Origin of the sequence: Mesorhizobium zhangyense (assembly GCF_011045115.1) — a bacterium.
Classification (GTDB): domain Bacteria; phylum Pseudomonadota; class Alphaproteobacteria; order Rhizobiales; family Rhizobiaceae; genus Mesorhizobium_M; species Mesorhizobium_M zhangyense.
In genome coordinates, this window is sequence record NZ_JAAKZG010000002.1 from 410,324 (window position 1) to 435,887 (window position 25,564).

General features: G+C 61.2%; 20 protein-coding genes. 12 read left to right on the plus strand and 8 right to left on the minus strand.

Annotated elements, in window-relative coordinates; translation table 11 throughout:
• Window positions 1–32: 32 nt before the first annotated feature.
• Entirely contained in the window at window positions 33–1,088 is a 1,056-nt protein-coding gene (locus tag G6N74_RS05550; protein ID WP_246245652.1) for a nucleotidyltransferase family protein, read from the plus strand.
• A gap of 4 nt (window positions 1,089–1,092) precedes the next feature.
• Here G6N74_RS05550 and G6N74_RS05555 read toward each other — a convergent pair whose 3' ends face one another.
• The 3 genes from G6N74_RS05555 to G6N74_RS05565 form a co-directional block, all read right to left on the minus strand.
• Entirely contained in the window at window positions 1,093–1,479 is a 387-nt protein-coding gene (locus G6N74_RS05555; RefSeq protein ID WP_165115195.1) for a DUF427 domain-containing protein, read from the minus strand.
• A gap of 31 nt (window positions 1,480–1,510) precedes the next feature.
• Window positions 1,511–2,905 carry an aminotransferase gene (locus G6N74_RS05560; protein WP_165115197.1) on the minus strand — a complete coding sequence of 465 codons (1,395 nt, stop codon included), beginning with the start codon at window positions 2,903–2,905 and terminating at the stop codon, window positions 1,511–1,513.
• Between the two features lie 119 nt (window positions 2,906–3,024).
• Window positions 3,025–3,381, minus strand: a complete 357-nt coding sequence (locus G6N74_RS05565) for a hypothetical protein (protein ID WP_165115199.1) — start codon at window positions 3,379–3,381, stop codon at window positions 3,025–3,027.
• 329 nt (window positions 3,382–3,710) lie between these two features.
• Here G6N74_RS05565 and G6N74_RS05570 point away from each other — a divergent pair, with 329 nt between their 5' ends.
• Window positions 3,711–5,354 carry a fatty-acid--CoA ligase gene (locus G6N74_RS05570; RefSeq protein WP_165115201.1) on the plus strand — a complete coding sequence of 548 codons (1,644 nt, stop codon included), beginning with the start codon at window positions 3,711–3,713 and terminating at the stop codon, window positions 5,352–5,354.
• 80 nt (window positions 5,355–5,434) lie between these two features.
• Window positions 5,435–6,235, plus strand: a complete 801-nt coding sequence (locus tag G6N74_RS05575; RefSeq protein ID WP_165115203.1) for a DUF1499 domain-containing protein — start codon at window positions 5,435–5,437, stop codon at window positions 6,233–6,235.
• Window positions 6,236–6,243: 8 nt separating this feature from the next.
• On the opposite strand, the gene G6N74_RS05580 is transcribed toward G6N74_RS05575, so the two are convergent.
• Both G6N74_RS05580 and G6N74_RS05585 read right to left on the minus strand, forming a co-directional pair.
• Window positions 6,244–7,149, minus strand: coding sequence for an MBL fold metallo-hydrolase (locus G6N74_RS05580; protein WP_165115205.1), 906 nt, complete (start codon window positions 7,147–7,149; stop codon window positions 6,244–6,246).
• A 111-nt stretch (window positions 7,150–7,260) separates the two neighbouring features.
• The gene (locus G6N74_RS05585; protein WP_165115207.1) at window positions 7,261–8,529 is read right to left on the minus strand and encodes an O-antigen ligase family protein; all 1,269 of its coding nucleotides are present in this window, start codon (window positions 8,527–8,529) and stop codon (window positions 7,261–7,263) included.
• A gap of 344 nt (window positions 8,530–8,873) precedes the next feature.
• On the opposite strand from G6N74_RS05585, the gene cysD reads away from it, so the two are divergent.
• From cysD to cysQ, 3 genes are read left to right on the plus strand one after another with little or no spacing between them, the layout of a single operon-like run.
• Window positions 8,874–9,779 (plus strand): sulfate adenylyltransferase subunit CysD, encoded by a 906-nt coding sequence (cysD, locus tag G6N74_RS05590; protein ID WP_165115209.1) that lies wholly within the window; start codon window positions 8,874–8,876, stop codon window positions 9,777–9,779.
• Between the two features lie 2 nt (window positions 9,780–9,781).
• Window positions 9,782–11,719: a sulfate adenylyltransferase subunit CysN gene (cysN, locus tag G6N74_RS05595; protein ID WP_165115211.1), complete on the plus strand. Its 1,938-nt coding sequence runs from the start codon at window positions 9,782–9,784 to the stop codon at window positions 11,717–11,719.
• Window positions 11,720–11,729: 10 nt separating this feature from the next.
• Window positions 11,730–12,524 (plus strand): 3'(2'),5'-bisphosphate nucleotidase CysQ, encoded by a 795-nt coding sequence (gene cysQ, locus G6N74_RS05600; protein WP_165115686.1) that lies wholly within the window; start codon window positions 11,730–11,732, stop codon window positions 12,522–12,524.
• 15 nt (window positions 12,525–12,539) lie between these two features.
• Here the strand turns inward: cysQ and G6N74_RS05605 are convergent, their stop codons facing one another.
• The 3 genes from G6N74_RS05605 to G6N74_RS05615 all read right to left on the minus strand — a co-directional run bounded on the left by G6N74_RS05605 (window position 12,540) and on the right by G6N74_RS05615 (window position 16,092).
• The gene (locus G6N74_RS05605; RefSeq protein WP_165115213.1) at window positions 12,540–13,682 is read right to left on the minus strand and encodes a DegT/DnrJ/EryC1/StrS family aminotransferase; all 1,143 of its coding nucleotides are present in this window, start codon (window positions 13,680–13,682) and stop codon (window positions 12,540–12,542) included.
• 232 nt (window positions 13,683–13,914) lie between these two features.
• Window positions 13,915–14,838, minus strand: coding sequence for a carbohydrate kinase family protein (locus G6N74_RS05610; RefSeq protein ID WP_165115215.1), 924 nt, complete (start codon window positions 14,836–14,838; stop codon window positions 13,915–13,917).
• A gap of 102 nt (window positions 14,839–14,940) precedes the next feature.
• A complete protein-coding gene (locus tag G6N74_RS05615; protein WP_165115217.1) occupies window positions 14,941–16,092 on the minus strand; it encodes an ROK family transcriptional regulator in 1,152 nt (383 codons plus the stop codon).
• A 348-nt stretch (window positions 16,093–16,440) separates the two neighbouring features.
• Between G6N74_RS05615 and G6N74_RS05620 the strand changes: the two genes are divergently transcribed.
• The 6 genes from G6N74_RS05620 to glgC all read left to right on the plus strand — a co-directional run bounded on the left by G6N74_RS05620 (window position 16,441) and on the right by glgC (window position 25,560).
• Window positions 16,441–17,418 carry a sugar ABC transporter substrate-binding protein gene (locus G6N74_RS05620; protein WP_165115688.1) on the plus strand — a complete coding sequence of 326 codons (978 nt, stop codon included), beginning with the start codon at window positions 16,441–16,443 and terminating at the stop codon, window positions 17,416–17,418.
• A gap of 161 nt (window positions 17,419–17,579) precedes the next feature.
• On the plus strand, window positions 17,580–18,644 hold the full coding sequence (locus tag G6N74_RS05625; RefSeq protein WP_165115219.1) for an ABC transporter permease: 1,065 nt from the start codon (window positions 17,580–17,582) through the stop codon (window positions 18,642–18,644).
• A 1-nt stretch (window position 18,645) separates the two neighbouring features.
• The gene (locus G6N74_RS05630; RefSeq protein WP_165115221.1) at window positions 18,646–19,428 is read left to right on the plus strand and encodes an ATP-binding cassette domain-containing protein; all 783 of its coding nucleotides are present in this window, start codon (window positions 18,646–18,648) and stop codon (window positions 19,426–19,428) included.
• A 116-nt stretch (window positions 19,429–19,544) separates the two neighbouring features.
• Window positions 19,545–22,013: a glycogen/starch/alpha-glucan phosphorylase gene (locus G6N74_RS05635; protein WP_165115223.1), complete on the plus strand. Its 2,469-nt coding sequence runs from the start codon at window positions 19,545–19,547 to the stop codon at window positions 22,011–22,013.
• Window positions 22,014–22,062: 49 nt separating this feature from the next.
• Entirely contained in the window at window positions 22,063–24,279 is a 2,217-nt protein-coding gene (gene glgB, locus G6N74_RS05640; RefSeq protein WP_165115225.1) for a 1,4-alpha-glucan branching protein GlgB, read from the plus strand.
• 18 nt (window positions 24,280–24,297) lie between these two features.
• Complete coding sequence (glgC, locus tag G6N74_RS05645; protein WP_165115227.1) at window positions 24,298–25,560, plus strand: glucose-1-phosphate adenylyltransferase; 1,263 nt, start codon at window positions 24,298–24,300, stop codon at window positions 25,558–25,560.
• The last annotated feature ends 4 nt before the right edge of the window (window positions 25,561–25,564 follow it).

Genomic DNA, 25,564 nt, shown 5'->3' on the forward strand with positions numbered 1-25,564 from the left:
TGCGAAATGGGTATAACTAAGGCGCGACATCGATGACTCGCCAATTGGACATGGTTTACACCACCATGAGCGCCGAGCTTCTCGACCGCGCGCTCGATGCTCAATTCGATCTCGATTTTGATGAAGCCGGTACCTTCAAGAAGCGCACGGTAAAGGACCGCGACTACTGGTACTACAAGCCTTCCGAACGCGGACGCGACGAGCCGATGCGGGAAAAATATGTCGGCCCCGCCGACGATCCCGAAATTGCCAGCCGGGTCGCGCGGTTCCGGCAGATCAAGGACGACTATCAGGCCCGGCGCAAGATCGTCGCGACGCTGGTCCGTGAGGCGCGCCTGTTTCGTCCTGAACAGCGCGTCGGTGACGCGGTCGAGGCGCTTTGGAAGGCGGGGCTTTTTCGCGTGCGCGCCTGCCTCGTGGGGACCATTGCCTACCAGACTTATGGAACGGTGCTCGGCTACAGGATGGCAGACACAGCGATGCAGACCGGCGATATCGACATCGCGCAGTTCCATTCGGTTTCCGTTGCCGTCGACGATTCAATTCCCCCGGTCCTCGATGTCCTGAAAAGTGTGGACGACAAGTTTCGGCCTGTTCCGCAACTGGGCGATGAGCATGGCGCGGCAAAATTCCAGGCTTCCGGCGGATTGCGGGTGGAATTCCTGACGCCCAATCGCGGCAGTGACGATTATCTCGGCAAGCCCGCAAAACTGCCGGCACTAGGCGGCGCGACCGCCGAGCCGCTTCGCTTTCTGGATTTCCTGATCCACCAGCCCATCAGGACGGTGATGCTGCACAAGGGAGGCGTTCCGATACTCGTGCCTGATCCCGCCCGTTATGCGGTTCACAAGCTGATCGTTTCCGCGCGGCGTCGGCAGGAGAATGGCAAGGATCTCAAGGATTTAAGGCAGGCGCAAAATCTAGCTCTTGCCTTGTCTGAAACGGGCCGTCTCGAAGACCTGCGTGATGCCTACGATGAGGCTATCTCACGCGGACCGCAATGGCGTGAGGCAATCGCGAAGTCGCTCGATCGCCTCAATATGCTGGGCGTGAACGCTTTCGATGCGCTCAAGCCGGCGAAGAAGTAAACACCTACCCCGCCTCCGCCACGATCCGCACCCTGTCGGGATAAAACGCGCCGTGGTCCTTGATCTCGGCGGTCTCGTCGAAAGGCTGTTTATAGCCCCACAGGGCATTTTTGCCGGCGTCTCCTGCCGCAGGAATGCTCCAGTAGGAGGCATCGCCCTTGTAAGGGCAGTGGGTGGAATGATCGGTCTTTTCGAGGCGGCTGAAGTCGATATCCGCGAATGGAATATAGTAGGCGGCCGGGTAGGGCGGCTCGGTCAGCAGCAGGACATTGCTTGACGAGGCGATTTGCTGGTCGCCGGCATAGACCTTGACGGTACCCTTGTAAGGCTCGATCGTAATCTGCTTGGCCGGGTTCTTGGCGAAGCCGGGAGAGGGATTGGCGCTGGTCATCGGGAATGCTCCATTATCTGCCGCGTCCCTTTCATGTAGTTCTCAAGCCTTCCTTTGAAACCCATGCCTCGGCCTGATCGAGACCTTTTTCGAAGCGGTCGAAAAGTTCGTTCAGTTCCGCTTCGGTGATGATCATCGGCGGGCAGATGGCGATCGTGTCGCCGATGGCGCGCAGGATGGCGCCGTTCTGCTCGATCAGCCGCGAGGCCTCGGGCCCGACGCCCTGCTTGGGGTCGAAGGATCGCTTGGTTTTCTTGTCGGCCACCAGTTCCGCGCCGCCGACAAGGCCGCAGAAGCGCGTTTCTCCGACCAGCGGATGATCCGCCAGCTTCTTCAGGCGCTGCTCGAACAACGGCATCAGGGTGCGGACATGGCCGAGAATATCGCGCTTCTGGTAGATTTCGATGGCCTTCACGCCCAGCGCACAGCTCAGCGGATGGCCGCCATAGGTGAAGCCGTGGGCGAAGCTGCCGAGCGTGGCGCTGTGGTCGACATAGGACTGATAGATGTCTTCCGGCACCATCACCGCGCCCAGTGGCGCATAGGCGGCGGTGAGTTGCTTGGCCGCGGAAATCGTCTTCGGCTTCATGTTGAGCGTCTGCGAACCCCACCAGTTGCCGGTGCGGCCAAAGCCGGTGATGACCTCGTCGGCAATCAGGATGATATCGTGCTCGTCGAGCACTGCCTGGATCGCCTCGAAATAGCCCTTCGGCGGAACGATGACGCCGCCGGCGCCCATGACAGGCTCGGCGATCATCGCCGCGATCGTATCCGGTCCTTCGCGCTCGATGAGGTCGCGCAGCGACTTTGCCGTGCGGGCAACGAAGTCGGCCTCGCTCTCACCTTCGGTGCCGAAGCGGTAATAATGTGGGCAGTCGGTGTGCAGGACACGGTCGACCGGCAGGTCCCAGCCATTGTGATTGCCGGGCAGGCCGGTCAGCGACGCCGCCATGACGGTCACGCCATGATAGGCTTTGATGCGTGAGATGATCTTCTTCTTGTTGGGTCGGCCAAGCGCGTTGTTCATATACCAGGCGAGCTTTACCTGCGTGTCGTTGGCTTCCGAACCTGAAGACGTGAAGAACACCTTGGAAATCGGAACCGGTGCGATTTCCTTCAGCTTTTCAGCAAGTTCGACGGCGGGTTCGCTGCTTTTGGCGCCGAATATGTGATAAAAGGGCAGGGCGCGCATCTGCGCTGTCGCTGCCTCGATCATCTCCTCGTCGCCGAAGCCGAGGCCAGCGCACCACAGCCCGGACATGCCCTCGATATAGCCGCGGCCCTGCGTGTCGTAGACATAGATGCCTTCGCCGCGCTCCATCACCACTGCGCCGATGGTCTTCAGCTTGTGGATCGGCGTGTAGGGATGAAGCAGGGATTCGACGTCACGGGTCTGGAAATTGGTGAGGGGGGTCTGACCGAGCATGCGCGGCTCCTTTAAGCGAACTAGGCTCAGGCTAGTCGCTTGGAACGCAACACGCAAAACTCTTCGCCTCTTGGGTCAAACGGTTGAGGTCGATGGCCTACCGCAAGGCCCCGGAGCAATCACGCAGCCGTGGCGAACGCGTCGGCCAAACCGGCATAGGCGGCAGCAATGCCGGCTATGGGGCTCTTGCTCTTGGCCGCTGTCTCGACACGCAACTGACCGCCATTGAGCGGCATGGTCATCACGAGAAACTGCCGCTTCTCGCCCTCGCCGACAAAAGCGGCGGCCGCGTGATGCGGTTCATTTCCGTCATCGACCCGCATCTTGAACAGAAGCGTGCCGTTGACGGCGTCGAGGGCGCCGCGGATCACGGTCTCGAAATCCTGCTCGGATATGGGTTTGCCTTTTGCGGGCAGCTCCGTGGCGTTCTCCGACACGACGTTTACAAGCTTCTCTGCTACAGGTTGCTTGGACATGCGAAACCTCATCGTATTTCGCCAGTTTCACCCCACCGCCAAGAAGGATCAGCGGTTACAATGGCCGGATTGTGACGAAAACGCTACCGGCAATGTTAGCAAATCATCTTGGCTGTACTTGAGTTTCGACGCACAAGCCCAAAATTCGAATTCGAATTTTGCAAAGGTTTATACGCGAATTCAAAGCGTTACGGTGTCCTTTGGGTGTCCAGCAACATGCGCGGCACTCTAGGCAATTCGGCTAAGAGCACTGGCCTAACGCGAGGTCACCACTGGACAATCTGACAGTTCCTTCCACAATGGCCCAAACAAAAATGGGAGGGACTGGAATGCTTGGATTGATGCAGGAATGGCCGCTGCTCTGCCACAAGATACTCGATCATGCCGGCATCCAGCACCCGCGCCGCGAGATCGTTTCACGCTCCATCGAAGGGCCGATCGTACGGACGACCTACTCTGATATCCGCACCCGGGCGCTCAAGGTCGCCCAGCGTCTGGAGCGCGACGGCTACGGCGTGGGCGACCGCATTGCGACGTTGGCGTGGAACACGGCGCGCCACATCGAAGCCTGGTACGGCATCATGGGCGTTGGCGCAGTTTACCACACGCTCAATCCGCGCCTTTTCCCCGAACAACTCGTCTGGATCATGAACCACGCCGAGGACAAGGCGATATTCGTGGACCTGACCTTCTTGCCGCTGGTCGAAAAGATTGCCGCAGCGGTGCCGTCGCTCAAGCAGGTCATCGTTCTGACGGACAAGGCGCACATGCCCCAGACCGCCTTGCCCAACGCCGTTGCCTACGAGGAATGGCTGGCCGAGGCTGACGGCGATTTTCAATGGAAAAGCCTCGATGAAGGTGCTGCAGCCGGCATGTGCTACACCTCCGGCACCACGGGCGAGCCGAAGGGCGTGGTCTACAGCCACCGCTCCAATGTGCTGCACGCCATGATGGCCGCCATGCCGGATGCGAAGGGCATCGGGTCGAAGGATATCATCCTTCCCGTCGTGCCGATGTTCCACGCCAATGCCTGGGGGCTCGGCCAGAGCGCGCCGATGATCGGCGCAAAGCTGGTCATGCCCGGCGGCAAGATGGACGGTGCCTCGATCTACGAACTCCTCGATACCGAGAAAGTGACGTTCACCGCCGCGGTGCCGACGGTCTGGCTGATGCTGCTCCAATATCTGGAGGAGACCGGCAAAAAGCTTCCCTATCTGAAGAAGGTCGTCATCGGCGGCTCGGCATGCCCGCGCGCCATGACCAAGAAGTTCCAGGAAAACTATGATGTGGAAGTGATCCACGCCTGGGGCATGACCGAAATGTCGCCGCTCGGCAGCCTCTGCACCATGAAGCCGGAATATGCCGGGCTTGAGGGGGATGAAAGGCTCAATATCGAGGAAAAACAGGGCCATGCGCCCTTTGGCGTCGAGATGAAGGTGACCGACGACGAGAACAAGTCGCTGCCCTGGAACGGCAAGACCTTCGGCCGCCTCAAGGTGCGCGGTCCGGCCGTGGCTGCAGCCTATTACGGAGGTGCCGGCAAAGAACAGTTCGACGAGGAAGGCTGGTTCGACACAGGCGACGTCGCCCATATCGATGCCAACGGTTATATGCAGATCACCGATCGGGCCAAGGACGTCATCAAGTCCGGCGGCGAATGGATTTCCACCATCGATCTCGAAAATCTCGCCGTAGGCCATCCGGACGTTGCCGAGGCGGCGGTCATCGGCGTGCGTCATTCCAAGTGGGACGAGCGGCCGCTGCTGGTGATCGTGCGCAAGCCCGGCAAGGAGCCGGAGAAATCCGATATCCTCGGCTTCATGGATGGCAAGGTCGCCAAGTGGTGGATGCCCGACGATGTCGCTTTCGTTGACGAAATACCGCATACGGCAACCGGCAAGATCCAGAAGACGACGCTTCGCAAGCAGTTCAGCGACTATCGGTTTCCGACCGACGCGGAGGCGGTCCGGTAGCCCCCGCATATGCAAGGCTTCTACGGCGCTGCGAAACGCTTTATTGAAGCGCCAACGGAATCGACCTGCGGCGCAAGCACATGAGAGCATATCTGGAACGACGGACGGCAAGGACCGCCGGCTGGTCGCGGTGGCTGGCGAGCTTCTCGGTGGTGTTGTTCATCGTTGCCGGTCTTGCGCATCGCTACGGCCTGCTGGAGACGCCGGTCTTTCTGGTGGTCTTGGTGCTTGTGGCTGCGCTCGCGATTTGTGCACTGGCCTTCGCGGCCTTTGCCTTTTCGCGGGTGTGGAACAATGGTGATCTGGGCGGCGGCGACCTGACCTGGGGGACGGTCGTCGCGCTTGCGGTGCTCGTGCCGTATCTGATCACCGGATATCGCGGGGTCATCTATCCGCAACTCAACGACATTTCCACTGATCTGGACGAGCCGCCGGCGCTGACGCTGGCAGCTAAAGCGCGCACCGCGGACATGGATACCATTACGCCTTTCACACCCGAGCGCCGAAAGCTTCAGACGGACAAATACCCGGATGTGACGGGCCGGCGCTATGAGCTGCCCTTCGACCGTACGCTCGACGCGGTGGAGGCCGTGATTGCGCAGGAAGGCTGGAAACGGGAGGGCCCGAAGCCTGACGCGGAAGGGCAGAGCGAGGTTACGGTGGAGGCGCTGGCCTTCACCACCATCCTTGCGTTCCCTATCGACGTCGCTGTGAGGTTGATCGACGAAGGCGACACCACCTATGTCGATATGCGTTCGGCATCGCGCTATGGCAGGCACGATTTCGGCGACAATGCCGCCCGTATCACGGCGTTTTTCGAAACGCTCGATACCGAGGTTGCGACACTTTCGGGAACTGTTCCGGCCGTGCCCGCCCCATAGAGGGTAGCTCAGGCCGGCGCGAAAATGGCGTCGATCGAGGGTTCATTCTCGGTAACCGCGGCGCCACGCGCCACAAGATCCTCAAGATGGGCCAGTACCGAGAGGCCGGCTGCCCCATGCAGACGTGGATCGGTGTCGCGATAGATGGCTGCGACGAGGTCGGGAATCGAGCGGTCTCCGGATTTCAGCCGCTCGAGGATGGCGCGCTCGCGCATCTTTCTATGCGCCTTCAGCCCGCGCATGAAGGGTTGCGGCTTCGTCACCGGTCCGCCGTGGCCGGGCAGAAGCAGGTGATCATCGCGTGCCAGAAGCTTGTCGAGTGAAGCCATATAGTCTGTCATCGCTCCATCCGGCGGCGCGACGATTGTGGTCGCCCAGGCCATGACATGGTCGGCGGAAAACAGGATGCCGGTTCCCTCCAGCGAAAAGGCGGCATGGTTGGCCGCATGGCCCGGCGTCAGAACCGTGCCGATGCGCCAGCCATCGCCTTCGACGATGTCGCCATCGCGCAGTACGAGGTCTGGCCTGAAATCGATATCGCCACTGGCGTCGAGCGGATTGATTTCGCCGATCCTCAATGGACGCGCGGCGCGATGCGGCCCTTCGGCGGCAACCGTCGCACCGGTTTGGCGCGCAAGCCGCGCCGCGAGCGGAGAATGGTCTCTATGGGTATGGCTGACGAAGATGTGGCTGACGGGACGCCCGGAAATCGCGCTGATCAGAGCGTCGTAATGGGCGTCATCCTCGGGACCGGGATCGATGACGGCCAGCGTATCGCGTCCGACGATGTAGCTGTTCGTGCCGTAAAAAGTGAAGGCGCTCGGATTGTTGACAGTCAGCCGGGATACTCCCGGAGCGATCTCCACGGGCTGTCCGTAGTGAGGCTCGAACTTGGTATCGAAATGCATGGCCATTGTTCTGCTTTTTCCAGGCGGCGGTGTGAAACCCTCAAAACTGGTTGCCGCTTAGCACGGCAGGCAATATACGCAAACCCGACTGCTTTCGATCGGCGTTTGCGACCGCCGTCAGGCTGGCTTCTCGGCGGCGCTCGGGTCAGAGACCAGCATCATCGATGTCCCGGCAGCGAGATATGTTCCGGTAATCAGGAATATCACCATCATCGTATCCAGAATATCGTGACCCAGAATGATGCTGGTCAAGCCTGAGATCATGTAGGTGACGACCAGTATGACGAGCAGGGTCGCGCCAAATCTCTCGACCTCGTCGTGACTATCCCGGAAACATCTGAACGCGGTGGCACTCGCTGCTGCGAATATTGCCAGCAGCGCCAGCAAGCCGATCAGTCCGGCCTCTACGGTGATGGTTGCGAAGCCGTTGTGAAAATGTGTGAAGGTGAAGTCGAGACCGTACTGGTCCCGCAGGCCGGTGGTTATCAACTGGCGCGTCGATCCCATCCCGTAACCGATGAACGGGCGTTGCTGGACCAGATCAAGCGCCATTTCCCAAAGTGAAAGCCGCACGCCGAGCGACGTTTCCTGCTGGTCGTTCACGGCCAGCTTGTCCCAGTCGGCGGCAACCTTGCCCATCCGATCCGCGACAGTCGGGGCGCCAGCAGCCGCGATCGCCACGAAAATCGCGGCGATGATCACGGCGTTTCTTGGCGAGATGTATCGGGAAAGGGTCCGCCGATAGATCCAGAGGATGGCAGCCGTTGCCACGAAACTGCTGATCCACAGGGCACGGCTTCCGGAAAAAATCAGGCCGATCCATGAAGCTGCAAATGCGCCGGCCAATGGAAGCGTAAGTTTCTTTTCCTGAAGGAAAAATATGCCGGCAAGCGAGACCGCGCCGGTGAGGCCGATCACCGTGGCGAAAACGATCGGGTTTCCTGCTCCGCCCCAGGCCCGCTCACCCAGGTAGTAATACTGAAACGCGGCGACCGCGAGCCCCGCATAACATGCGATCATGCTGGCCAGCACGGAGGTGCGGGCGACATCGGCTTTGTTCGAAATGCTCCAGAGGGAATAGGAAAACGGAAAGAGAAGAAGCGTCGCAAGGCGCAGCAGGTGCCGCATGTCGCCGAATGTCTGGCTGTTCCAGATCGTAGAAACGGCAATGACCAGACAATAGGTGATGAGCACGATCGTCATCACCCACATTGCCCTGTCGCGGCTGAACTTGCGCCTGCCCGTCACGATCTCGAACAGGCACCACAATGCACCGCCGTGCCAGATGAAGCTGACCGCCGAGCCGGCAGCCGGAGGTGTGACAAAGCAAAGGAACGTGAAGAGCTTGTTGACGGATCGGTAGTTCAGGAGATCTTTCGAAAACACGAAGCTGTTCCGGTATCGAGAATTGAGCTGCGGCCCAAGAGTTTCGTGGCAATTGTACTCACATCTGCCGTCTTGCACATCACCTGCCATGCGGCCAGCAGCGGTGCAATGCAATTCCCAGTCTTCGCCTGCGGCCTATTTGCGTATCCATGCCTGCGGCAGGTCGTTTTGCGGCAAGAGAACAGGATTCCAACAGGCGGCCCGAATGCGCACGTTCCAATCGGGCATGGCGGCAAATTTGGTAGCGTTCTCCTTGAGCGCAAGGCGTTTTGTGAGAAAATTCCACCAAATACAGAATATTGCCGTCGCAGGCTTCGCGAGCGGACAAATTTCAAAGGCCTCCGATGCTTGCCAAGCTATCCCACCTCGATCGGCTCGAAGCCGAAGCGATCCATATATTCCGTGAGGTGGCGGCGACCTTCACCAAGCCGGTCATGCTTTATTCGGTGGGCAAGGATTCGTCGGTGCTGCTGCATCTGGCGATGAAGGCCTTCTATCCGGCCAAGCCCCCGTTCCCCTTCCTGCATGTCGACACCACCTGGAAGTTCCGCGAGATGATCGAGTTTCGCGATTCCATGGCCGAGAAGCTGGGCTTCGACCTGCTCGTCCATATCAACGAAGACGGTGTCCGCGATGGCATCAACCCGTTCGACCACGGCTCGAACACGCATACCCATGTCATGAAGACGGTGGGCCTGCGCCAGGCGCTCGACAAATACGGCTTCGACGCGGCATTCGGCGGTGCGCGCCGCGACGAGGAAAAGTCGCGTGCCAAGGAGCGCATTTTTTCCTTCCGCAATGCAAGCCATGCCTGGGACCCGAAGAACCAGCGCCCGGAGATGTGGAAGATTTTCAACACACGCGTCGCACCGGGCGAATCGATCCGCGTCTTCCCACTGTCGAACTGGACCGAACTCGATATCTGGCAATATATTTTGCAGGAAGATATCCCGATCGTGCCGCTGTATTTCGCCAAGGAGCGCCCGGTCGTCGAGCGCGACGGCATGCTCATCCTGCGTGATGACGAGCGCATGAAACTGCGGCCCGGCGAGAAGGTCGAGAACCGTCTCGTGCGCTTCCGCACGCTTGGCTGCTACCCGCTGACCGGCGCGATCGAATCCGACGCCGACGATCTCGATGGCATCGTCAGCGAAATGCTGATCGCCCGTACCTCCGAACGGCAGGGCCGCCTGATCGACCGCGACGAGGCCGGCTCGATGGAAAAGAAGAAGCGCGAAGGGTACTTTTGAGTATGCGCCACATCATGGCCGAAAATCTCGTCGCGACAGACACGGTGCGCGAATACCTGGCGAGCCAGGAGCAAAAGTCGCTGCTGCGCTTCCTCACCTGCGGATCGGTCGATGACGGCAAGTCGACGCTGATCGGCCGCCTGCTTTCGGACACCAAGCAGATTTTCGAGGACCAGCTCGCGACGCTGGAGCGCGATTCGCGCAAGCACGGTACGACCGGTGACGACATCGATTTCGCGCTGCTGGTCGACGGGCTGGAGGCTGAACGCGAGCAGGGCATCACCATCGATGTTGCCTACCGCTTCTTCGCCACGCCGAAGCGCAAATTCATCGTCGCCGACACGCCGGGCCACGAGCAATACACCCGCAACATGGCGACCGGTGCCTCCACCGCCGATCTCGCCATCGTGCTGATCGACGCGCGTCAGGGCGTTCTGCGCCAGACGCGGCGGCATTCCATCATCGCCTCGCTGCTCGGCATTCGCCACATCGTGCTGGCGGTCAACAAGATCGATCTGGTCGGCTTCGACCGTCAGGTATTCGAGCGGATCGTCGCGGAATACTCAGAGTTCGCCAAGGATCTCGGCTTCGAGAGCATCGCGCCGATACCGATGTCGGCGCGCTACGGCGACAACGTCACGCGGCGCTCCGAGAAACTGGGCTGGTATGCCGGGCCGACGCTGGTCGAGCATCTGGAGACTGTGGAAGTCGACCGCGCTGCGATCGAGAAGCCGTTCCGCTTTCCGGTGCAGTATGTGAACCGCCCGAACCTGGATTTCCGTGGCTTTGCCGGTACGGTTGCCTCCGGTTCGATCGCGCAGGGCGACGAGATCGTCGTGGCGAAGTCCGGCAAGTTCTCCAAGATCAAGCGCATCGTCGCAAGCGGTGGCGACCTGAAGCAGGCGGTCGAGGGCCAGGCGGTCACCATCGTTCTGGAGGACGAGGTCGAGGTCTCGCGCGGCAATCTTCTGGTCGCGCCAGGCGCCCGTCCGCAGGTGGCCGACCAGTTCACGGCAAACATCGTCTGGTTCGATGAACAGGCACTGCTGCCGGGGCGTTCCTACATTCTGCGCACCGAGACGGACCAGGCCAACGCCACCGTCACCGACCTGAAATACCGCTTGAACGTCAATGACTTCGCGCATGAGGCGGCGAAGTCGCTCGAAATGAACGAGGTCGGCGTCTGCAACATTTCGGCCCAGTCGCCGCTGGCTTTCGACACGTTTGCGGAGAACCGCACGACCGGTGCGTTCATCCTGATCGACCGGCTGACCAATGCGACCGTTGGCGCCGGCATGATCCTTCACACGCTGCGCCGCGCCGATAACATCCATTGGCAGTCGCTCGATGTGACGAAGCATTCGCGCGCCGCCGCCAAGCATCAGAAGCCGACCGTGCTGTGGTTCACCGGCCTGTCCGGTTCGGGCAAGTCGACCATCGCCAACCTGCTTGAGAAGAAACTGCACGCCACCGGCCGCCACACCTACATCCTCGATGGCGACAATGTCCGTCACGGTCTCAACCGCGATCTCGGCTTCACGGAGGCAGACCGCGTGGAAAACATCCGCCGCGTGGCGGAGGTGGCCAAGCTCATGGCCGATGCCGGTCTTGTCGTGCTGGTCTCCTTCATTTCGCCCTTCCGCGCCGAGCGCCAGTTGGCACGCGAACTGCTGGAGGAGGGCGAATTCGTCGAGGTGTTCGTCGACACGCCTTTCGAGGAATGCGCCAGCCGCGACCCGAAGGGGCTTTATGCGCGCGCGCTGAATGGCGAGATCAAGAACTTCACCGGTGTCGATTCGCCATACGAAGCACCGGAAAAGCCGGAAATCCACTTGCAAACGCTCGGCAGAACACCTGAAGAGATGGTAGATGTACTCGAAGGCTGGCTGAGTGAGCGCGACATTGCAGATCAACAATACGACGACGGCGGCGGTATCTGACGACGAAGCAATGCTAGCCGTCTTCGAGCGGCTGGCGCTGGATGCCGGCCGGGTCATCATGGAAGTCTTCCATTCGAAGATGACCGTGGAAGAGAAGGCGGACTGCTCTCCGGTCACCGAGGCTGACCGCGCTGCCGAAAAGCTGATCCTCGAAGGCTTGCGCGCCGAATTTCCCGATATTCCCTGCGTTGCCGAGGAAGAGGCCTCCGAGGGCATCAAGGCGCCTGCTCTGGGCCGCGCCTTCTTCCTGATCGACCCGCTCGACGGAACGAAGGAATTCGTCAAGGGCAATGCGGATTTCACCGTCAACATAGCCCTGATCCGCGGTGACGTGCCGGAGATCGGGGTGGTCTATGCGCCTTGCAGCGGGCGGTTCTTTTCGGGCCGGCCGGGCCGGGCGGAGACGATAACCATTGGCGAGGATTTGACGATCGCCGGCCGCCGCAAGATTTCCGTCCGGGATGGGCGCACGCCGCTGACGATCGTCGCCAGCCGGTCGCACCGGACGCCGGAGACGGACGCTTTCATCAGAAAAATCGAGGCGGCGGAGATCGTCTCGGTCGGCTCGTCGCTGAAGTTTTGTCTGTTGGCCGCCGGCGAGGCCGATGTCTATCCGCGCTTCAGCCGCACCATGGAGTGGGATACGGCGGCTGGCGACGCGATCCTGCGCGCCGCTGGCGGCACCACCAAGACCACCGACGGCAAGCCGCTGGTCTATGGCAAGCGCAACCAGACGCATGATGCGGATTTCGCCAACCCGTCCTTCATCGCGACGGGCCGGGTTTCCGGCGCGCCGTGGTTTTGATTGCGTGGCCGCGGATTACTCCGCGGCGTGCTGGGCCGATTTCGAGGCGATGAAATCGCTGATCGTGCTGATGATGCGGTCCTGGTCCTCAGCTGACAGATAAGCGTGCATCGGCAGGCACAGGATGCGCGTGGGCAGAGCTTCCGACACCGGCAGGCCACTGGGAGCTTGTGGATAATCCTTGTAGGCCACCTGCTGGTGCAGCGGCTTCACATAATAGATCACCGACGGAATGCCCTTTTCCTGCAGATGCGCCTTCAGCGCGTCGCGGTGCGGCGTCTCGATGGCGTATTGCGCCCAGGCAGAGCGGTGGCCCTGCGGGACGTGGGCGACCTTCACGACATTGTGGAGGCCGTCGCGATAGCGTTGCGCAACCTTCTGGCGCGCCACCATCTCGTCTTCGAGGATCGCCAGCTTCTCGATCAGAATCGCCGCCTGCAGCGTGTCGAGGCGTGAATTCAGGCCGACATGGACGTTGTCATACTGGGTCTCGCCCTTGCCGTGGAAGGCGAAGGAGCGCAGGCGCGCGGCGAACTCGTCGTCATTGGTGAACATCGCGCCGCCGTCGCCATAGCAGCCGAGCGGCTTGGCCGGATAGAAGCTGGTCGAGGCGACCTTGCCGAACCCGCCGCACATCTTGCCGTCGATCGAACCGCCGATAGCCTGGGCAGCGTCCTCGATCACCAGCAGGTCTTCGCGCTCGGCGATCTCGGCGATTGCGGCATAGTTCGCACCGAGGCCGAACAGGTCAACCGGGATGATGGCGCGCGGCTTGAGGCGGCCTTCGGCCTTGATCATGGCGATTGCAGCTTCAAGGCTTGCAATGTCGATATTGTAGGTCTCGGCGTCGACGTCGATGAATACCGGCTCGGCCTTGGCGAGCGCCACGACTTCCGCCGTCGCGGCGAAGGTGAAGCTCGGCACGAACACCGCGTCGCCAGGACCGATGCCGGAAGCGAGCAGCGGCAGCAGCAGTGCGTCGGTGCCATTGGCGCAGGCAACGACATTCTTCACGCCGACATAGGCCGCAAGCTTCTGTTCGAATTCGGTGACCTGCGGCCCGAGGATGTATTTGCCCTCATCGACGACGCGGTGGATGGCGGCATCCAGCCGGTCACGGATTCTATCGCGCTGCGCGCCGAGATCGATGAATTGCATAGTGGTTCCGAAGTCCTGTTTTTCGGGGTATAGGGCGGCTGATAGCAGAGTTGAACCGGGCGAGAAAGATTGGCTCGCGCATGGCTGCCCGGCGGACGGTGCAAGCTCGTTACCAGCGGGAACGAACTTTGCCGACAAAGCGCCCGGAAATGAGGCAGCAATTGCCGTTCGGCAGGCGTGGGCCGGGCTCTTTTACGCAGCGGCGAAATATAATGTGATCGGACCTGCAGGCCTATTCGATCTCGTGCCGCCAGGGCGGGTTTGCTCCGGCGCGGGAAACGGTGATCGCCGCAGCCTTGGAGCCGAGCGTCAAGGCGTCGTGGATTGCCGTGTCGGAAAGCTCTTCCAGCCCATCCTTGGTCAAGACGCCCTGCTCATGCAGGGAAGCCAGAACGCCGGCATTGAAAGTGTCGCCGGCACCGACCGTATCGACCACAGCGACGCGGTTCGGCTTCACGGAAACCGTGTGGCGCTTGGTGTAGCCGGTCGCGCCTTCGGCCCCGCGCGTCACCACGATGAGCTTCGGTCCGCTTTGCAGCCAGTCGTGGATAAGGTCTTCCTGCGGGCCTTCATGGCCGAACCAGGAAAGATCCTCATCCGACAGCTTCACAATGTCGGCCATCGCCATCATCCGGCGGATGCGGTCGAGATGCTTTTCCTTGTCGGGAATGAAGCCGGGGCGGATGTTGGGGTCGAGCATGGTGACGCGGCGATCGTGCTCGCGGCGCATCAGCGCCTCATAGGCCGAGCCCGACGGTTCCGGTATCAGACTGATCGCGCCGAACAGCATGGCTTCGATATCGTCTTCGAACACCGGAAGATCGGCTTCCGTCAGCATCCGGCCGGCGGTGTTTTCATCGTAGAAAGTGTAGGTCGCGTGGCCGTCGGCCAGACGCACGAAGGCAAGTGTGGTCGGACGCGAAGAGACGTCGGCGTAGCGCGAGCCGACATTGCTCGATGCCAGCACTTCGCGGATCTGCTGGCCGAAAAGGTCCGACGACAGGCCCGAGAAGAATTCAACCGGCACGCCCAGCCGCCCCAGCGCAATTGCCGAGTTGAAGACTGCGCCGCCGGCATAGGGTGCGAAGGACGGCTCGCCGGCCGTGCTTTCGCGCGGCAGCATGTCGATCAGGGCTTCGCCGCAACACAGGATCATGCTCGTTTACTCGCTTGTCGGTGAAAGAAAGGATTATGGCTGAAAAAGCCGGAACACGGGCAGACATCGAATGCAAGGCAGGGCAGGCGGGGGGGCATCTCGTCAAGCGCCCTTCGATGGAGTGGTGGCTGCACCGACGAGAAACCGCTCGGAAAGCGGCAGGCTGGCGCCGCCCAGCGCGCGGGCGTTGATGCCGACCGTTCCCTCGCGAATATCGGGAACCTGCAAGCCCTCGACATTGATGCCGGAAAGCGCCTGCTTCACCGCATCGACCAGACGTTTCCTGACCTCGGTTGGCATCCAGCCGTCGATCACCGCGGCCTCGAAATCGATGACGGCGGAAGACGAGACGATCGTATAGGCCAATGCGTCGGCGGCACTGGCGATCCATTGATCGAGCTCGGCCCCGATGTCGCCCCAGTCATTGGGCGAGGTCCACAGGAAGGAAGCATCGACATCGCGCGCGATCAGCGCCTTCTCCAGAATGGCGATGGATGCGACATTGATGAGCTGGGTGGCACGGCCGCCGGGGTTGGGAATGGGCATCGAGCCCAGCGCGCCCGCATTGCCCGTGCGCCCGCCATAGAGCGCGCCATTGAGGACGATGCCCCCCCCGGCAAAGGCTCCGATATAGAAATAAATGAAGTCGCGAAGGCCGCCGGTGTGCCCGAACACCAGTTCCGCACCGCAGGCCGACGTTGCATCGTTTTGCAGATAGACGGGAAAGCCGCATTGCGCCTGGATTTCAGAGCGGATGTCGCAGCGCCGCCACTCGTCCATGATCTCGCGCGGCGCGCCGGCGGTGTCGGCCCAGTTCCACAATTCGAAAGGCATGGCGATGCCGAGGCCGGCAACACGCCGGTCCTGTCTGGGGTCCAGGCTTGCACGCATCTCGGCTATGCCCGACATCGCGAACTGCACGGTCTCCTGCGGCGCAGGGTAGCGATAGGAGTTCTGGCGCATTTGCCGGATGTTGCCGAGGAAGTCGATCAGCACCAGCTCGGCGCTGCGCCGCCCGATTTTCAAGCCGAGAAAATATGCACCCTCCGGGTTGAGCGCCATTGGAATCGAGGGCTGTCCGATCTTGCCGCGGATGGGTTCCTGCCGCAGCAGCAGGCCGTCTTCTTCCAGTTCGCGCATGATCACCGACACGGTCTGCGCGGACAGGCGCGTCATGCGGGCGATGTCGGTCTTGGCGAGGCTGCCATGCTGGCGCACGAGCGAAAGCACCAGCCGCTCGTTGTGATCGCGCATGCCGCTTTGGTTCGTGCCGCGATGAAAATGGCTCTCGGCCAAAGGGGGCGAATTGCGCCCGGGGTCGCCAGTCTCCACCCATCTTCCTCCCGTCATTCCTGATGTCTTTTTGCAGAAACAATGCGCAAGGCAAACACCTTTTGTCAATAATAAATAAGAGTGATTTAATTATTGACAGATCGGTTTGGCTGATGTTTTCTAGCGGCAGATGATCGAGGCGGGACATGGTGCCTCGGCGTCTGTGTGACGATGTCCAAACGGCATTGGTTTGTTCTTACTGGGAGGAATACCGTGACCAAGATCGCATTCTTGAAGTCGACCGTTTTTGGCGCTGCCGCTGCAGCGCTCATGACTTTCGCAGCACCCGCGTCGGCCGCCGATGTAAGTGCCTGCCTGATCACCAAGACCGACACCAACCCATTCTTCGTCAAGATGAAGGAAGGCGCCACGGCCAAGGCCAAGGAACTGGGCGTCAATCTGAAAAGCTACGCCGGCAAGATCGACGGCGACTCCGAAAGCCAGGTTGCGGCGATTGAAAGCTGCATCGCCGACGGCGCCAAGGGCATCCTGATCGCAGCGTCCGATACCGCAGGCATCGTTCCGTCGGTCAAGAAGGCGCGTGACGCCGGACTGCTGGTGATTGCGCTCGATACGCCGCTGGACCCGCTCGATGCCGCCGACGCCACATTCGCCACGGACAATCTCGAGGCCGGAAAACTGATCGGCGCATGGGCAGCAGCATCGCTTGGCGACAAGGCCAAGGACGCCAAGATCGGCTTCCTCGACCTGACGCCTTCACAGCCCTCCGTCGATGTGCTTCGCGACCAGGGTTTCATGATCGGCTTCGGCATCGACCCGAAGGATCCGGCCAAGATCGGCGATGAAGACGATCCGCGCATAGTCGGCCACGACGTGACGAACGGCAATGAAGAGGGGGGCCGCAAGGCGATGGAAAACCTTCTCCAGAAGGATCCGTCGATCAACGTGATCCACACGATCAACGAGCCTGCCGCCGTTGGTGCGTATCAGGCGCTCAAGGCTGTCGGCATGGAAGGCAATGTCCTGATCGTCTCGGTCGATGGCGGCTGCCCCGGCGTGAAATCCGTGGCCGAAGGCGTGATCGGCGCCACATCGCAGCAATATCCCCTGCAGATGGCCGCACTCGGCATCGAGGCGATCGCCAACTTCGCCAAGGATGGCACCAAGCCCAAGCCCACAGAGGGCAAGGAGTTCTTCGACACAGGCGTCAATCTGGTGACCGACAAGCCGGCCGAGGGTGTCAAGTCGATCGACACCAAGGAAGGCACTGCGAAGTGCTGGGGCTGATCTCCGTCTGATAACTTTCGCGCCGCCGGCCGGGACTTGATCCCCGGTCGGTTTCGGCGGACGATGGCTGCGCTTCTCGCGCTTCCGAATGCGGCGTAGACCGACGCGCGCGCCTAGCGACAACTCCTGCGCAGCACGTCATGACGCAGGTGGGAGGAAAAATGGCTCAAGCCCAGGAATTCGAGAAGGTTCTCTCGGACAGCGACACCAATGTCGCCGCGTTCGAGGACCATGGCGTTTCGGTGCTGAAGCGCATCCAGCATTTTCTGCATTCGACGCCGGCGGCAGTGCCGCTGATCGTTCTCATCCTGTCCATCGCCATTTTCGGCATCGCGATAGGCGGACGCTTCTTTTCGTCCTACACGCTCACGCTCATCCTCCAGCAGATCGCGATCGTCGGCATATTGGGTGCGGCGCAGACGCTGGTGATCCTGACTGCCGGCATCGACCTGTCGATCGGTGTCATCATGGTTTTCTCCGCCGTGGTCATGGGCAATTGCGCGGTGACCTACGGGCTTCCGACACCGATCGCAGTGGCGATCGGCCTCGGCGTAGGGACGCTCTGCGGCCTGCTGAACGGCGCGCTCGTCGCCTATATGAAACTGCCGCCATTCATCGTCACGCTCGGCACCTGGAATATCGTGATGGCCACGAATTTCATCTATTCGGCCAATCAGACGATCCGCGACGCGGATGTGGCCGCGCAGGCTCCGCTGCTTCACCTTTTTGGCGTGAACTTCAAAGTCGGGACGGCGGTTCTGACGCTTGGCGTGATCGCGATGGTGGTTCTGGTTCTGGTGCTCTGGTACGTGCTGAACCACACGGCGTGGGGACGGCATGTCTATGCGGTCGGCGATGATCCGGAGGCAGCGAAGCTTTCGGGCATCCAGACCAAGAAGGTTCTCATGGCGGTCTATGCGCTGGCAGGCTTGATCGCAGCGTTTGCCGCCTGGGTCTCCATCGGCCGCAACGGCTCCATATCGCCCTCGGCCGCCGTGACCGACTACAATCTGCAGGCGATCACCGCGACGGTGATCGGCGGCATCTCCCTGTTCGGCGGGCGCGGCTCCATTCTCGGCACGTTGTTCGGCGCGATGATCGTCGGCGTTGTGTCCATGGGCCTCAACATGCTCGGCGCGGACCCGCAATGGAAAGTCCTGCTGACCGGCATGCTGATTATCGGCGCTGTCGGCATCGATCAATGGATCAGGAAGGTATCGGGTTAACATGGCCACTCAACCGCTTCTCACCGCCCGCGGACTGGTCAAGCGCTATGGCCGCGTGACCGCGCTCAACCAGGCCGATTTCGACCTCTATCCCGGCGAGATTCTTGCCGTGATCGGCGACAACGGTGCCGGCAAGTCCTCGCTGATCAAGGCGATATCCGGTGCCGTGAACCCGGACGAAGGCGAGATACGGCTCGAAGGCAAGCAAATCGCCTTCAAGTCGCCGATGGAGGCGCGCGATGCCGGCATCGAGACCGTCTACCAGAACCTTGCGCTTTCGCCGGCGCTGTCGATCGCCGACAACATGTTTCTGGGCCGAGAGATCCGCAAGCAGGGTTTCATGGGCCAGTGGCTGCGCATGCTCGACCGGCCGGCGATGGAAAAGCGCGCCCGCGACAAGCTGACGGAACTCGGCTTGATGACGATCCAGAACATCGGCCAGGCGGTGGAAACGCTCTCCGGCGGCCAGCGTCAGGGCGTTGCCGTGGCGCGGGCGGCCGCATTCGGCTCCAAGGTCATCATCCTGGATGAGCCGACGGCCGCACTTGGCGTCAAGGAATCGCGGCGCGTGCTGGAACTTATCCTCGACGTGAAGCGGCGCGGCATCCCGATCGTGCTCATCTCGCACAACATGCCGCATGTGTTCGAGGTGGCAGATCGCATCCACATTCACCGGCTCGGCCGTCGTCTCTGCGTCATAAATCCCAAGGATTATACGATGTCGGACGCGGTGGCCTTCATGACCGGGGCAAAAGCACCGCCGGAAGAAGCGCTGGCTGCGTAAAATCCGCGCGGGGCTTTGAATCGATTGAAAATCCTGACGGATCGACTAGATTGATTGCGGGAGGATGCTGGGACCCTGCCGTAAAGACGGGCTACCGATAACGCTCTAGAGGCGATATGACGCTTGCATCCACATCCGAGCTTCCACGGCCAATTTTGGAAAATCCGGACCCCAAGGCTCTTGCCGCAGAGATAGTCAAAGCCCTGCGATACAGGGTCGGCAAGGACGGGTCGGTTGCGACGCAATTCGACTGGCTCACCGCTTCCATTCTGGTCGTGCGCGATCGCATCATCGATCATTGGGTCAAGGCGACCAAGGAAGCCTATGACGAGGGCGCCAAGCGCGTCTATTACCTGTCGCTCGAGTTCCTGATCGGCAGGCTCATGCGTGATGCCTTCACCAATCTCGGCATGATGGAGAGCATGCGCGATGCGCTTGGCTCGCTGGGTGTCGAACTCGATGTCATCTCGGCGCTGGAGCCTGACGCGGCACTCGGCAATGGCGGTCTTGGCCGGCTTGCCGCCTGCTTCATGGAAAGCATGGCGACGGTGGACGTTCCGGCGCACGGCTATGGCATCCGCTATGTCAACGGCATGTTCCGTCAGGAAATCCACGACGGCTGGCAGGTCGAGTTGCCCGAAACCTGGCTCGACCACGGCAATCCCTGGGAATTCGAGCGCCGCGAACGCTCCTTCGAGGTCGGTTTCGGCGGCACAGTCGAATCCATCACCACCAAGGATGGCCGGTTGGAGCGCCACGTCTGGCGCCCGCAGGAACGTATTCTGGCTGTCGCCTACGACACGCCCGTGGTTGGCTGGCGCGGAAATCGCGTCAATACGCTGAGGCTCTGGTCGGGCATGCCGGTCGATCCGATCCTGCTCGACACGTTCAACGCCGGCGACCATATCGGCGCACTGCGCGAGAGCAACAAGGCGGATGCGCTGTCGCGCGTGCTCTATCCCGCAGACTCCAGCCCGGCCGGTCAGGAATTGCGGCTGCGGCAGGAGTATTTCTTCTCGACCGCCTCGCTGCAGGACATCATCCAGCGCCATCTCAGCCAGTATGGCGAATTGCATTCTCTGCCCGATAAGGCGGCGATCCATCTGAACGACACGCACCCGGCGGTCGCCGTTGCCGAACTGCTGCGGCTTCTGATGGACGTTCACGGCATCGATTTCGACGCGGCTTGGGACATCACCAAGCGCACTTTCGCCTACACCAACCACACACTGCTGCCCGAGGCACTGGAAAGCTGGCCGGTGCCGCTGTTCGAGCGCCTGCTGCCGCGCCACATGCAGATCGTCTACGCCATCAACGCACAGATCCTGCTGGAAGCGCGGGCGAAAGCGGATTTCGACGGCGAGCAGATCAGCCGCATCTCGCTGATCGAGGAGAATGGCGAGCGCCGCGTGCGCATGGGCAATCTGGCTTTCGCCGGTTCGCATTCGATCAACGGCGTATCGGCGCTGCATACCGAACTGATGAAGGAAACGGTGTTTGCCGACCTTCACCAGCTTTACCCGGACCGCATCAACAACAAGACCAACGGCATCACGCCGCGCCGCTGGCTCATCCAGTGCAATCCGGGGCTGACGGGGCTGATACGCGAGGCGATCGGCGACAGGTTCCTCGACGATATCAACGCGCTGAAGGACCTCGATACGCTGGCCGATGATGCATCGTTCCGCGAAAAATTCGCCGGCGTGAAGCGCGCCAACAAGGAGCGCCTCGCTTCTCTGGTCCTGGAGCGGCAGGGGATAAAGGTCGATCCCTCGGCCATGTTCGATATCCAGATCAAGCGCATCCATGAATACAAGCGCCAGCTCCTGAATATCATCGAGGCGGTCGCGCTCTACGATCAGATCCGTTCGCATCCTGAACGGGACTGGATGCCGCGCGTAAAATTCTTCGGTGGCAAGGCTGCGCCCAGCTATCACAACGCCAAGCTGATCATCAAACTGGCCAATGACGTCGCCAAGGTCATAAACCGCGATCCGGCGGTGGGCGGGCTGCTGAAGATCGTGTTCGTGCCGAACTACAATGTCAGCACGGCCGAGATCATGATGCCGGCAGCCGACCTTTCCGAGCAGATTTCCACTGCCGGCATGGAAGCGTCGGGCACCGGCAATATGAAGTTCGCGCTGAATGGCGCGCTGACCATCGGTACGCTCGACGGCGCCAATGTCGAGATCAAGGAACAGGTCGGCGACGACAACATCTTCATCTTCGGCCTGACGACCGAAGAGGTCGCCGAGCGCCGCGCCGAAGGCTACAACCCGCGCGCCGTGATCGAATCCTCGCCGGAACTGTCGCAGGCGCTGGCCGCGATCTCGTCTGGCGTGTTTTCGCCCGACGATCCGAACCGTTACCGCGAGCTGATGTCCGGCCTTTACGATCACGACTGGTTCATGGTCGCCGCCGATTTCGACGCCTATGCGGCAGCGCAGCGGCAGGTCGATGCCGTCTGGCGCAACAGCCCGGAATGGCACGCCAAGGCAATCCACAATGTCGCGCGGATGGGCTGGTTCTCGTCCGACCGCACCATTCGCCAATACGCCAATGAAATCTGGAACGTGCCTGCATGATGTGATTGCATGAAGCTGCCGGAAGAGCAGTGGGAGGGAACCTGAGAACATGAACAAGCCGCGCGCCAAAGCCGCGACGAATAAGCTGCCCGGTACTGCCTCGGACAGCGATGTCGCGGCGATCGTGGCCGGCACTCATGGAAATCCCTTCGCCGTTCTCGGCATACAGGAAGCGGAAAAGGGTTTTGCCGCCCGCTGCTTCGTGCCCCATGCCGAATTCGTCACCGCCTTCACGCTGGCCGGCAAGGAGGTCGGCGAACTGACCCGCCGGCACGATGGCGGCTTCTTCGAAGGCAAGCTCTCCATCCGCAAGCGCCAGCCGCTGAAATACCGCGCCCGCAATGCCGGCGGCGAGTGGTGGCTGACCGATCCCTACACATTCGGTCCGGTGCTGGGGCCGATGGACGATTATTTCATCGCCGAGGGCTCGCATCTCAGGCTCTTCGACAAGCTCGGCGCGCATCTTCTGTGGCACGAAGGGGCGTCGGGCGTGCATTTCGCCGTCTGGGCGCCGAACGCCAGGCGCGTCTCGGTTGTCGGCGATTTCAACGAATGGGACGGCCGCCGCCACGCCATGCGGCTGCGTCAGGACATCGGCATCTGGGAGATTTTCATTCCCGATATCGAGGCCGGGCGTTCCTACAAATTCGAGATCATCGGCCCGAAGGGCGAAAACCTGCCCCTGAAGGCGGATCCCTTCGCCTTCCGCTCGGAACTGCGCCCGGCGACAGCCTCCGTTACCGCCGCGCCGCTTGCCCATGAATGGGGCGACGAGGCGCACAGGAAGCACTGGCGCAATGTCGATCCGCGCCGCGAGCCGATCTCGATCTACGAGGTGCATGCCGGCTCGTGGCAGCGCCGTGATGACGGCACGTTCCTGTCTTGGGACGAGCTTGCCGACCGCCTGATCCCCTATGTCGTCGACACCGGCTTTACCCATATCGAATTCATGCCGATCACCGAGCATCCCTACGATCCGTCATGGGGATACCAGACGACCGGGCTCTACGCGCCGACGGCGCGCTTCGGCGATCCCGAAGGCTTTGCCCGCTTTGTCGATGGCGCGCATCGTGCCGGCGTTGGCGTCATCCTCGACTGGGTGCCGGCGCATTTTCCGGTCGACGCGCATGGGCTGGCGCATTTCGATGGCACGGCGCTCTACGAGCACGCCGATCCGCGCAAGGGCTTTCACCCGGACTGGAACACGGCGATCTATAATTTCGGCCGCCGCGAGGTCGTTTCCTACCTGGTCAACAACGCGCTGTTCTGGGCCGAAAAATACCATCTCGACGGGCTGCGCGTCGATGCAGTCGCTTCGATGCTCTACCTCGACTATTCGCGCAAGGCTGGCGAGTGGATACCCAACGAGCGTGGCGGGCGCGAGAATCTGGAGGCCGTCAGCTTCCTTCAGAAAATGAACATCGCGGTCTATGGAACGCATCCCGGCGTCATTACCATTGCCGAGGAATCGACCTCCTGGCCGAAGGTTTCGCAGCCGGTGCATGAAGGCGGGCTTGGCTTCGGCTTCAAATGGAACATGGGCTTCATGAACGATACGCTGGAGTATCTTTCCAAGGAGCCGGTCCACCGTAAGCACCACCACGGCGAGATCACCTTCGGGCTGGTCTATGCCTTCAGCGAGAATTTCGTGCTGCCGCTGTCGCATGACGAAGTCGTGCACGGCAAGGGCACGCTGCTGACCAAGATGGCTGGCGACGACTGGCAGAAATTCGCGACCCTGCGCGCCTACTACGCCTTCATGTGGGGCTATCCCGGCAAGAAGCTGTTGTTCATGGGGCAGGAATTCGCCCAGCGCGATGAGTGGAGCGAGGAGCGCCAGCTCGACTGGAACCTGCTCGACCATCTTCCGCATCGCCGCGTGCGCCAGCTCATTCGCGACCTCAATTACCTCTATCGTTCACGGCCGGCACTGCATGCGCGCGACTGCGAGCCGGAAGGCTTTTCCTGGCTGATCGCAGACGACAGCGCCAATTCGGTATTCGCCTGGCTGCGCAGCGCACCCGGCGGCGCCCCGATCGCCGTCATCACCAATTTCACGCCGGTCGCGCGCGATGATTACCGCGTGCCGCTGCCGACAGCTGGAAAGTGGCGCGAGGTGATGAACACCGACGCATCTGAATATGGCGGTTCGGGCAAGGGCAATGGCGGCATGGTCGATGCCGTTGCCAGCAACGACGGCGTGGTTCACGCCACGATGCTTCTGCCGCCGCTTGCGACAGTCATGCTTGAGCTTGTTCTAGACTAGTGACTTGGGAGGGTTGCCATGGATACGAAAAGACCTCAACCGCTGGCGCGCGATGCCATGGCCTATGTGCTGGCCGGCGGCAGGGGCAGCCGGCTGAAAGAGCTGACCGACCGAAGGGCAAAGCCCGCGGTCTATTTCGGCGGCAAGACGCGCATCATAGATTTCGCGCTCTCCAATGCGCTGAATTCGGGCATCCGCCGCATCGGCGTTGCCACGCAATACAAGGCGCATTCGCTGATTAGGCATCTGCAGCGCGGCTGGAACTTCTTTCGGCCGGAGCGAAACGAAAGCTTCGATATCCTGCCGGCCAGCCAGCGCGTTTCGGAAACCCAGTGGTATGAGGGGACGGCCGACGCGGTCTACCAGAACATCGATATCATCGAGCCCTACGGGCCGGAATATATGGTCATCCTGGCCGGCGACCACATCTACAAGATGGATTACGAGCTGATGCTGCGCCAGCATGTCGACGCCAAGGCCGACGTGACCATTGGCTGCCTCGAGGTGCCGCGCATGGAGGCGGTCGGCTTCGGCGTCATGCATGTCGACGAGAAGGACAACATCATCTCCTTCATCGAAAAGCCGGCCGACCCGCCTGGCATTCCCGACAAGCCGGATTTCGCGCTCGCCTCCATGGGCATTTATGTCTTCAAGACGAAGTTCCTGATGGATCAGCTGCGGCGCGATGCAAGCGACCCAGATTCCAGCCGCGACTTCGGCAAGGACATCATTCCCTATATCGTCCAGCACGGTAAGGCGGTCGCGCACCGCTTCGGCAAATCCTGCGTCCGGTCGTCGGCCGAAACGGGCGCCTACTGGCGCGATGTCGGAACCATCGATGCCTATTGGGAAGCCAATATCGACCTGACCGACATCACGCCCGAACTCGATCTCTACGATCGCGACTGGCCGATCTGGACCTACGCTGAGTTGAAACCACCGGCAAAATTCGTGCATGACGAGGATGGCCGGCGTGGTTCGGCGATATCATCGCTGATCTCGGGCGATTGCATCGTATCAGGGGCGACGCTGCGCCGAAGCCTCATTTTTACCGGCGCCCGGATCAGTTCCTATTCCACGCTAGACGATGTGGTGATGCTGCCCGACTGCAAGGTTGGCAGAAATGCGCATCTGAAGCGGGTCGTGCTGGATCACGGTGTGGAAATTCCCGAAGGGCTCGTCGTTGGCGAGGATCCGGTGCTTGACGCAAAACGTTTCAGAGTGTCGGAAAAAGGCATTTGCCTGATCACGCAGGACATGATCGACAGGCTCGAAACCTAGGGTA

Coding starts and splice junctions, on each gene's coding strand:
- G6N74_RS05550 (WP_246245652.1), top strand. CDS start 33: ATGACTCGCCAATTGGACATGGTTTACACCACCATGAGCGCCGAGCTT.
- G6N74_RS05555 (WP_165115195.1), bottom strand. CDS start 1,479: ATGACCAGCGCCAATCCCTCTCCCGGCTTCGCCAAGAACCCGGCCAAG.
- G6N74_RS05560 (WP_165115197.1), bottom strand. CDS start 2,905: ATGCTCGGTCAGACCCCCCTCACCAATTTCCAGACCCGTGACGTCGAA.
- G6N74_RS05565 (WP_165115199.1), bottom strand. CDS start 3,381: ATGTCCAAGCAACCTGTAGCAGAGAAGCTTGTAAACGTCGTGTCGGAG.
- G6N74_RS05570 (WP_165115201.1), top strand. CDS start 3,711: ATGCTTGGATTGATGCAGGAATGGCCGCTGCTCTGCCACAAGATACTC.
- G6N74_RS05575 (WP_165115203.1), top strand. CDS start 5,435: ATGAGAGCATATCTGGAACGACGGACGGCAAGGACCGCCGGCTGGTCG.
- G6N74_RS05580 (WP_165115205.1), bottom strand. CDS start 7,149: ATGGCCATGCATTTCGATACCAAGTTCGAGCCTCACTACGGACAGCCC.
- cysD (WP_165115209.1), top strand. CDS start 8,874: ATGCTTGCCAAGCTATCCCACCTCGATCGGCTCGAAGCCGAAGCGATC.
- cysN (WP_165115211.1), top strand. CDS start 9,782: ATGCGCCACATCATGGCCGAAAATCTCGTCGCGACAGACACGGTGCGC.
- cysQ (WP_165115686.1), top strand. CDS start 11,730: ATGCTAGCCGTCTTCGAGCGGCTGGCGCTGGATGCCGGCCGGGTCATC.
- G6N74_RS05605 (WP_165115213.1), bottom strand. CDS start 13,682: ATGCAATTCATCGATCTCGGCGCGCAGCGCGATAGAATCCGTGACCGG.
- G6N74_RS05610 (WP_165115215.1), bottom strand. CDS start 14,838: ATGATCCTGTGTTGCGGCGAAGCCCTGATCGACATGCTGCCGCGCGAA.
- G6N74_RS05615 (WP_165115217.1), bottom strand. CDS start 16,092: ATGCGCGATCACAACGAGCGGCTGGTGCTTTCGCTCGTGCGCCAGCAT.
- G6N74_RS05620 (WP_165115688.1), top strand. CDS start 16,441: ATGACTTTCGCAGCACCCGCGTCGGCCGCCGATGTAAGTGCCTGCCTG.
- G6N74_RS05625 (WP_165115219.1), top strand. CDS start 17,580: ATGGCTCAAGCCCAGGAATTCGAGAAGGTTCTCTCGGACAGCGACACC.
- G6N74_RS05630 (WP_165115221.1), top strand. CDS start 18,646: ATGGCCACTCAACCGCTTCTCACCGCCCGCGGACTGGTCAAGCGCTAT.
- G6N74_RS05635 (WP_165115223.1), top strand. CDS start 19,545: ATGACGCTTGCATCCACATCCGAGCTTCCACGGCCAATTTTGGAAAAT.
- glgB (WP_165115225.1), top strand. CDS start 22,063: ATGAACAAGCCGCGCGCCAAAGCCGCGACGAATAAGCTGCCCGGTACT.
- glgC (WP_165115227.1), top strand. CDS start 24,298: ATGGATACGAAAAGACCTCAACCGCTGGCGCGCGATGCCATGGCCTAT.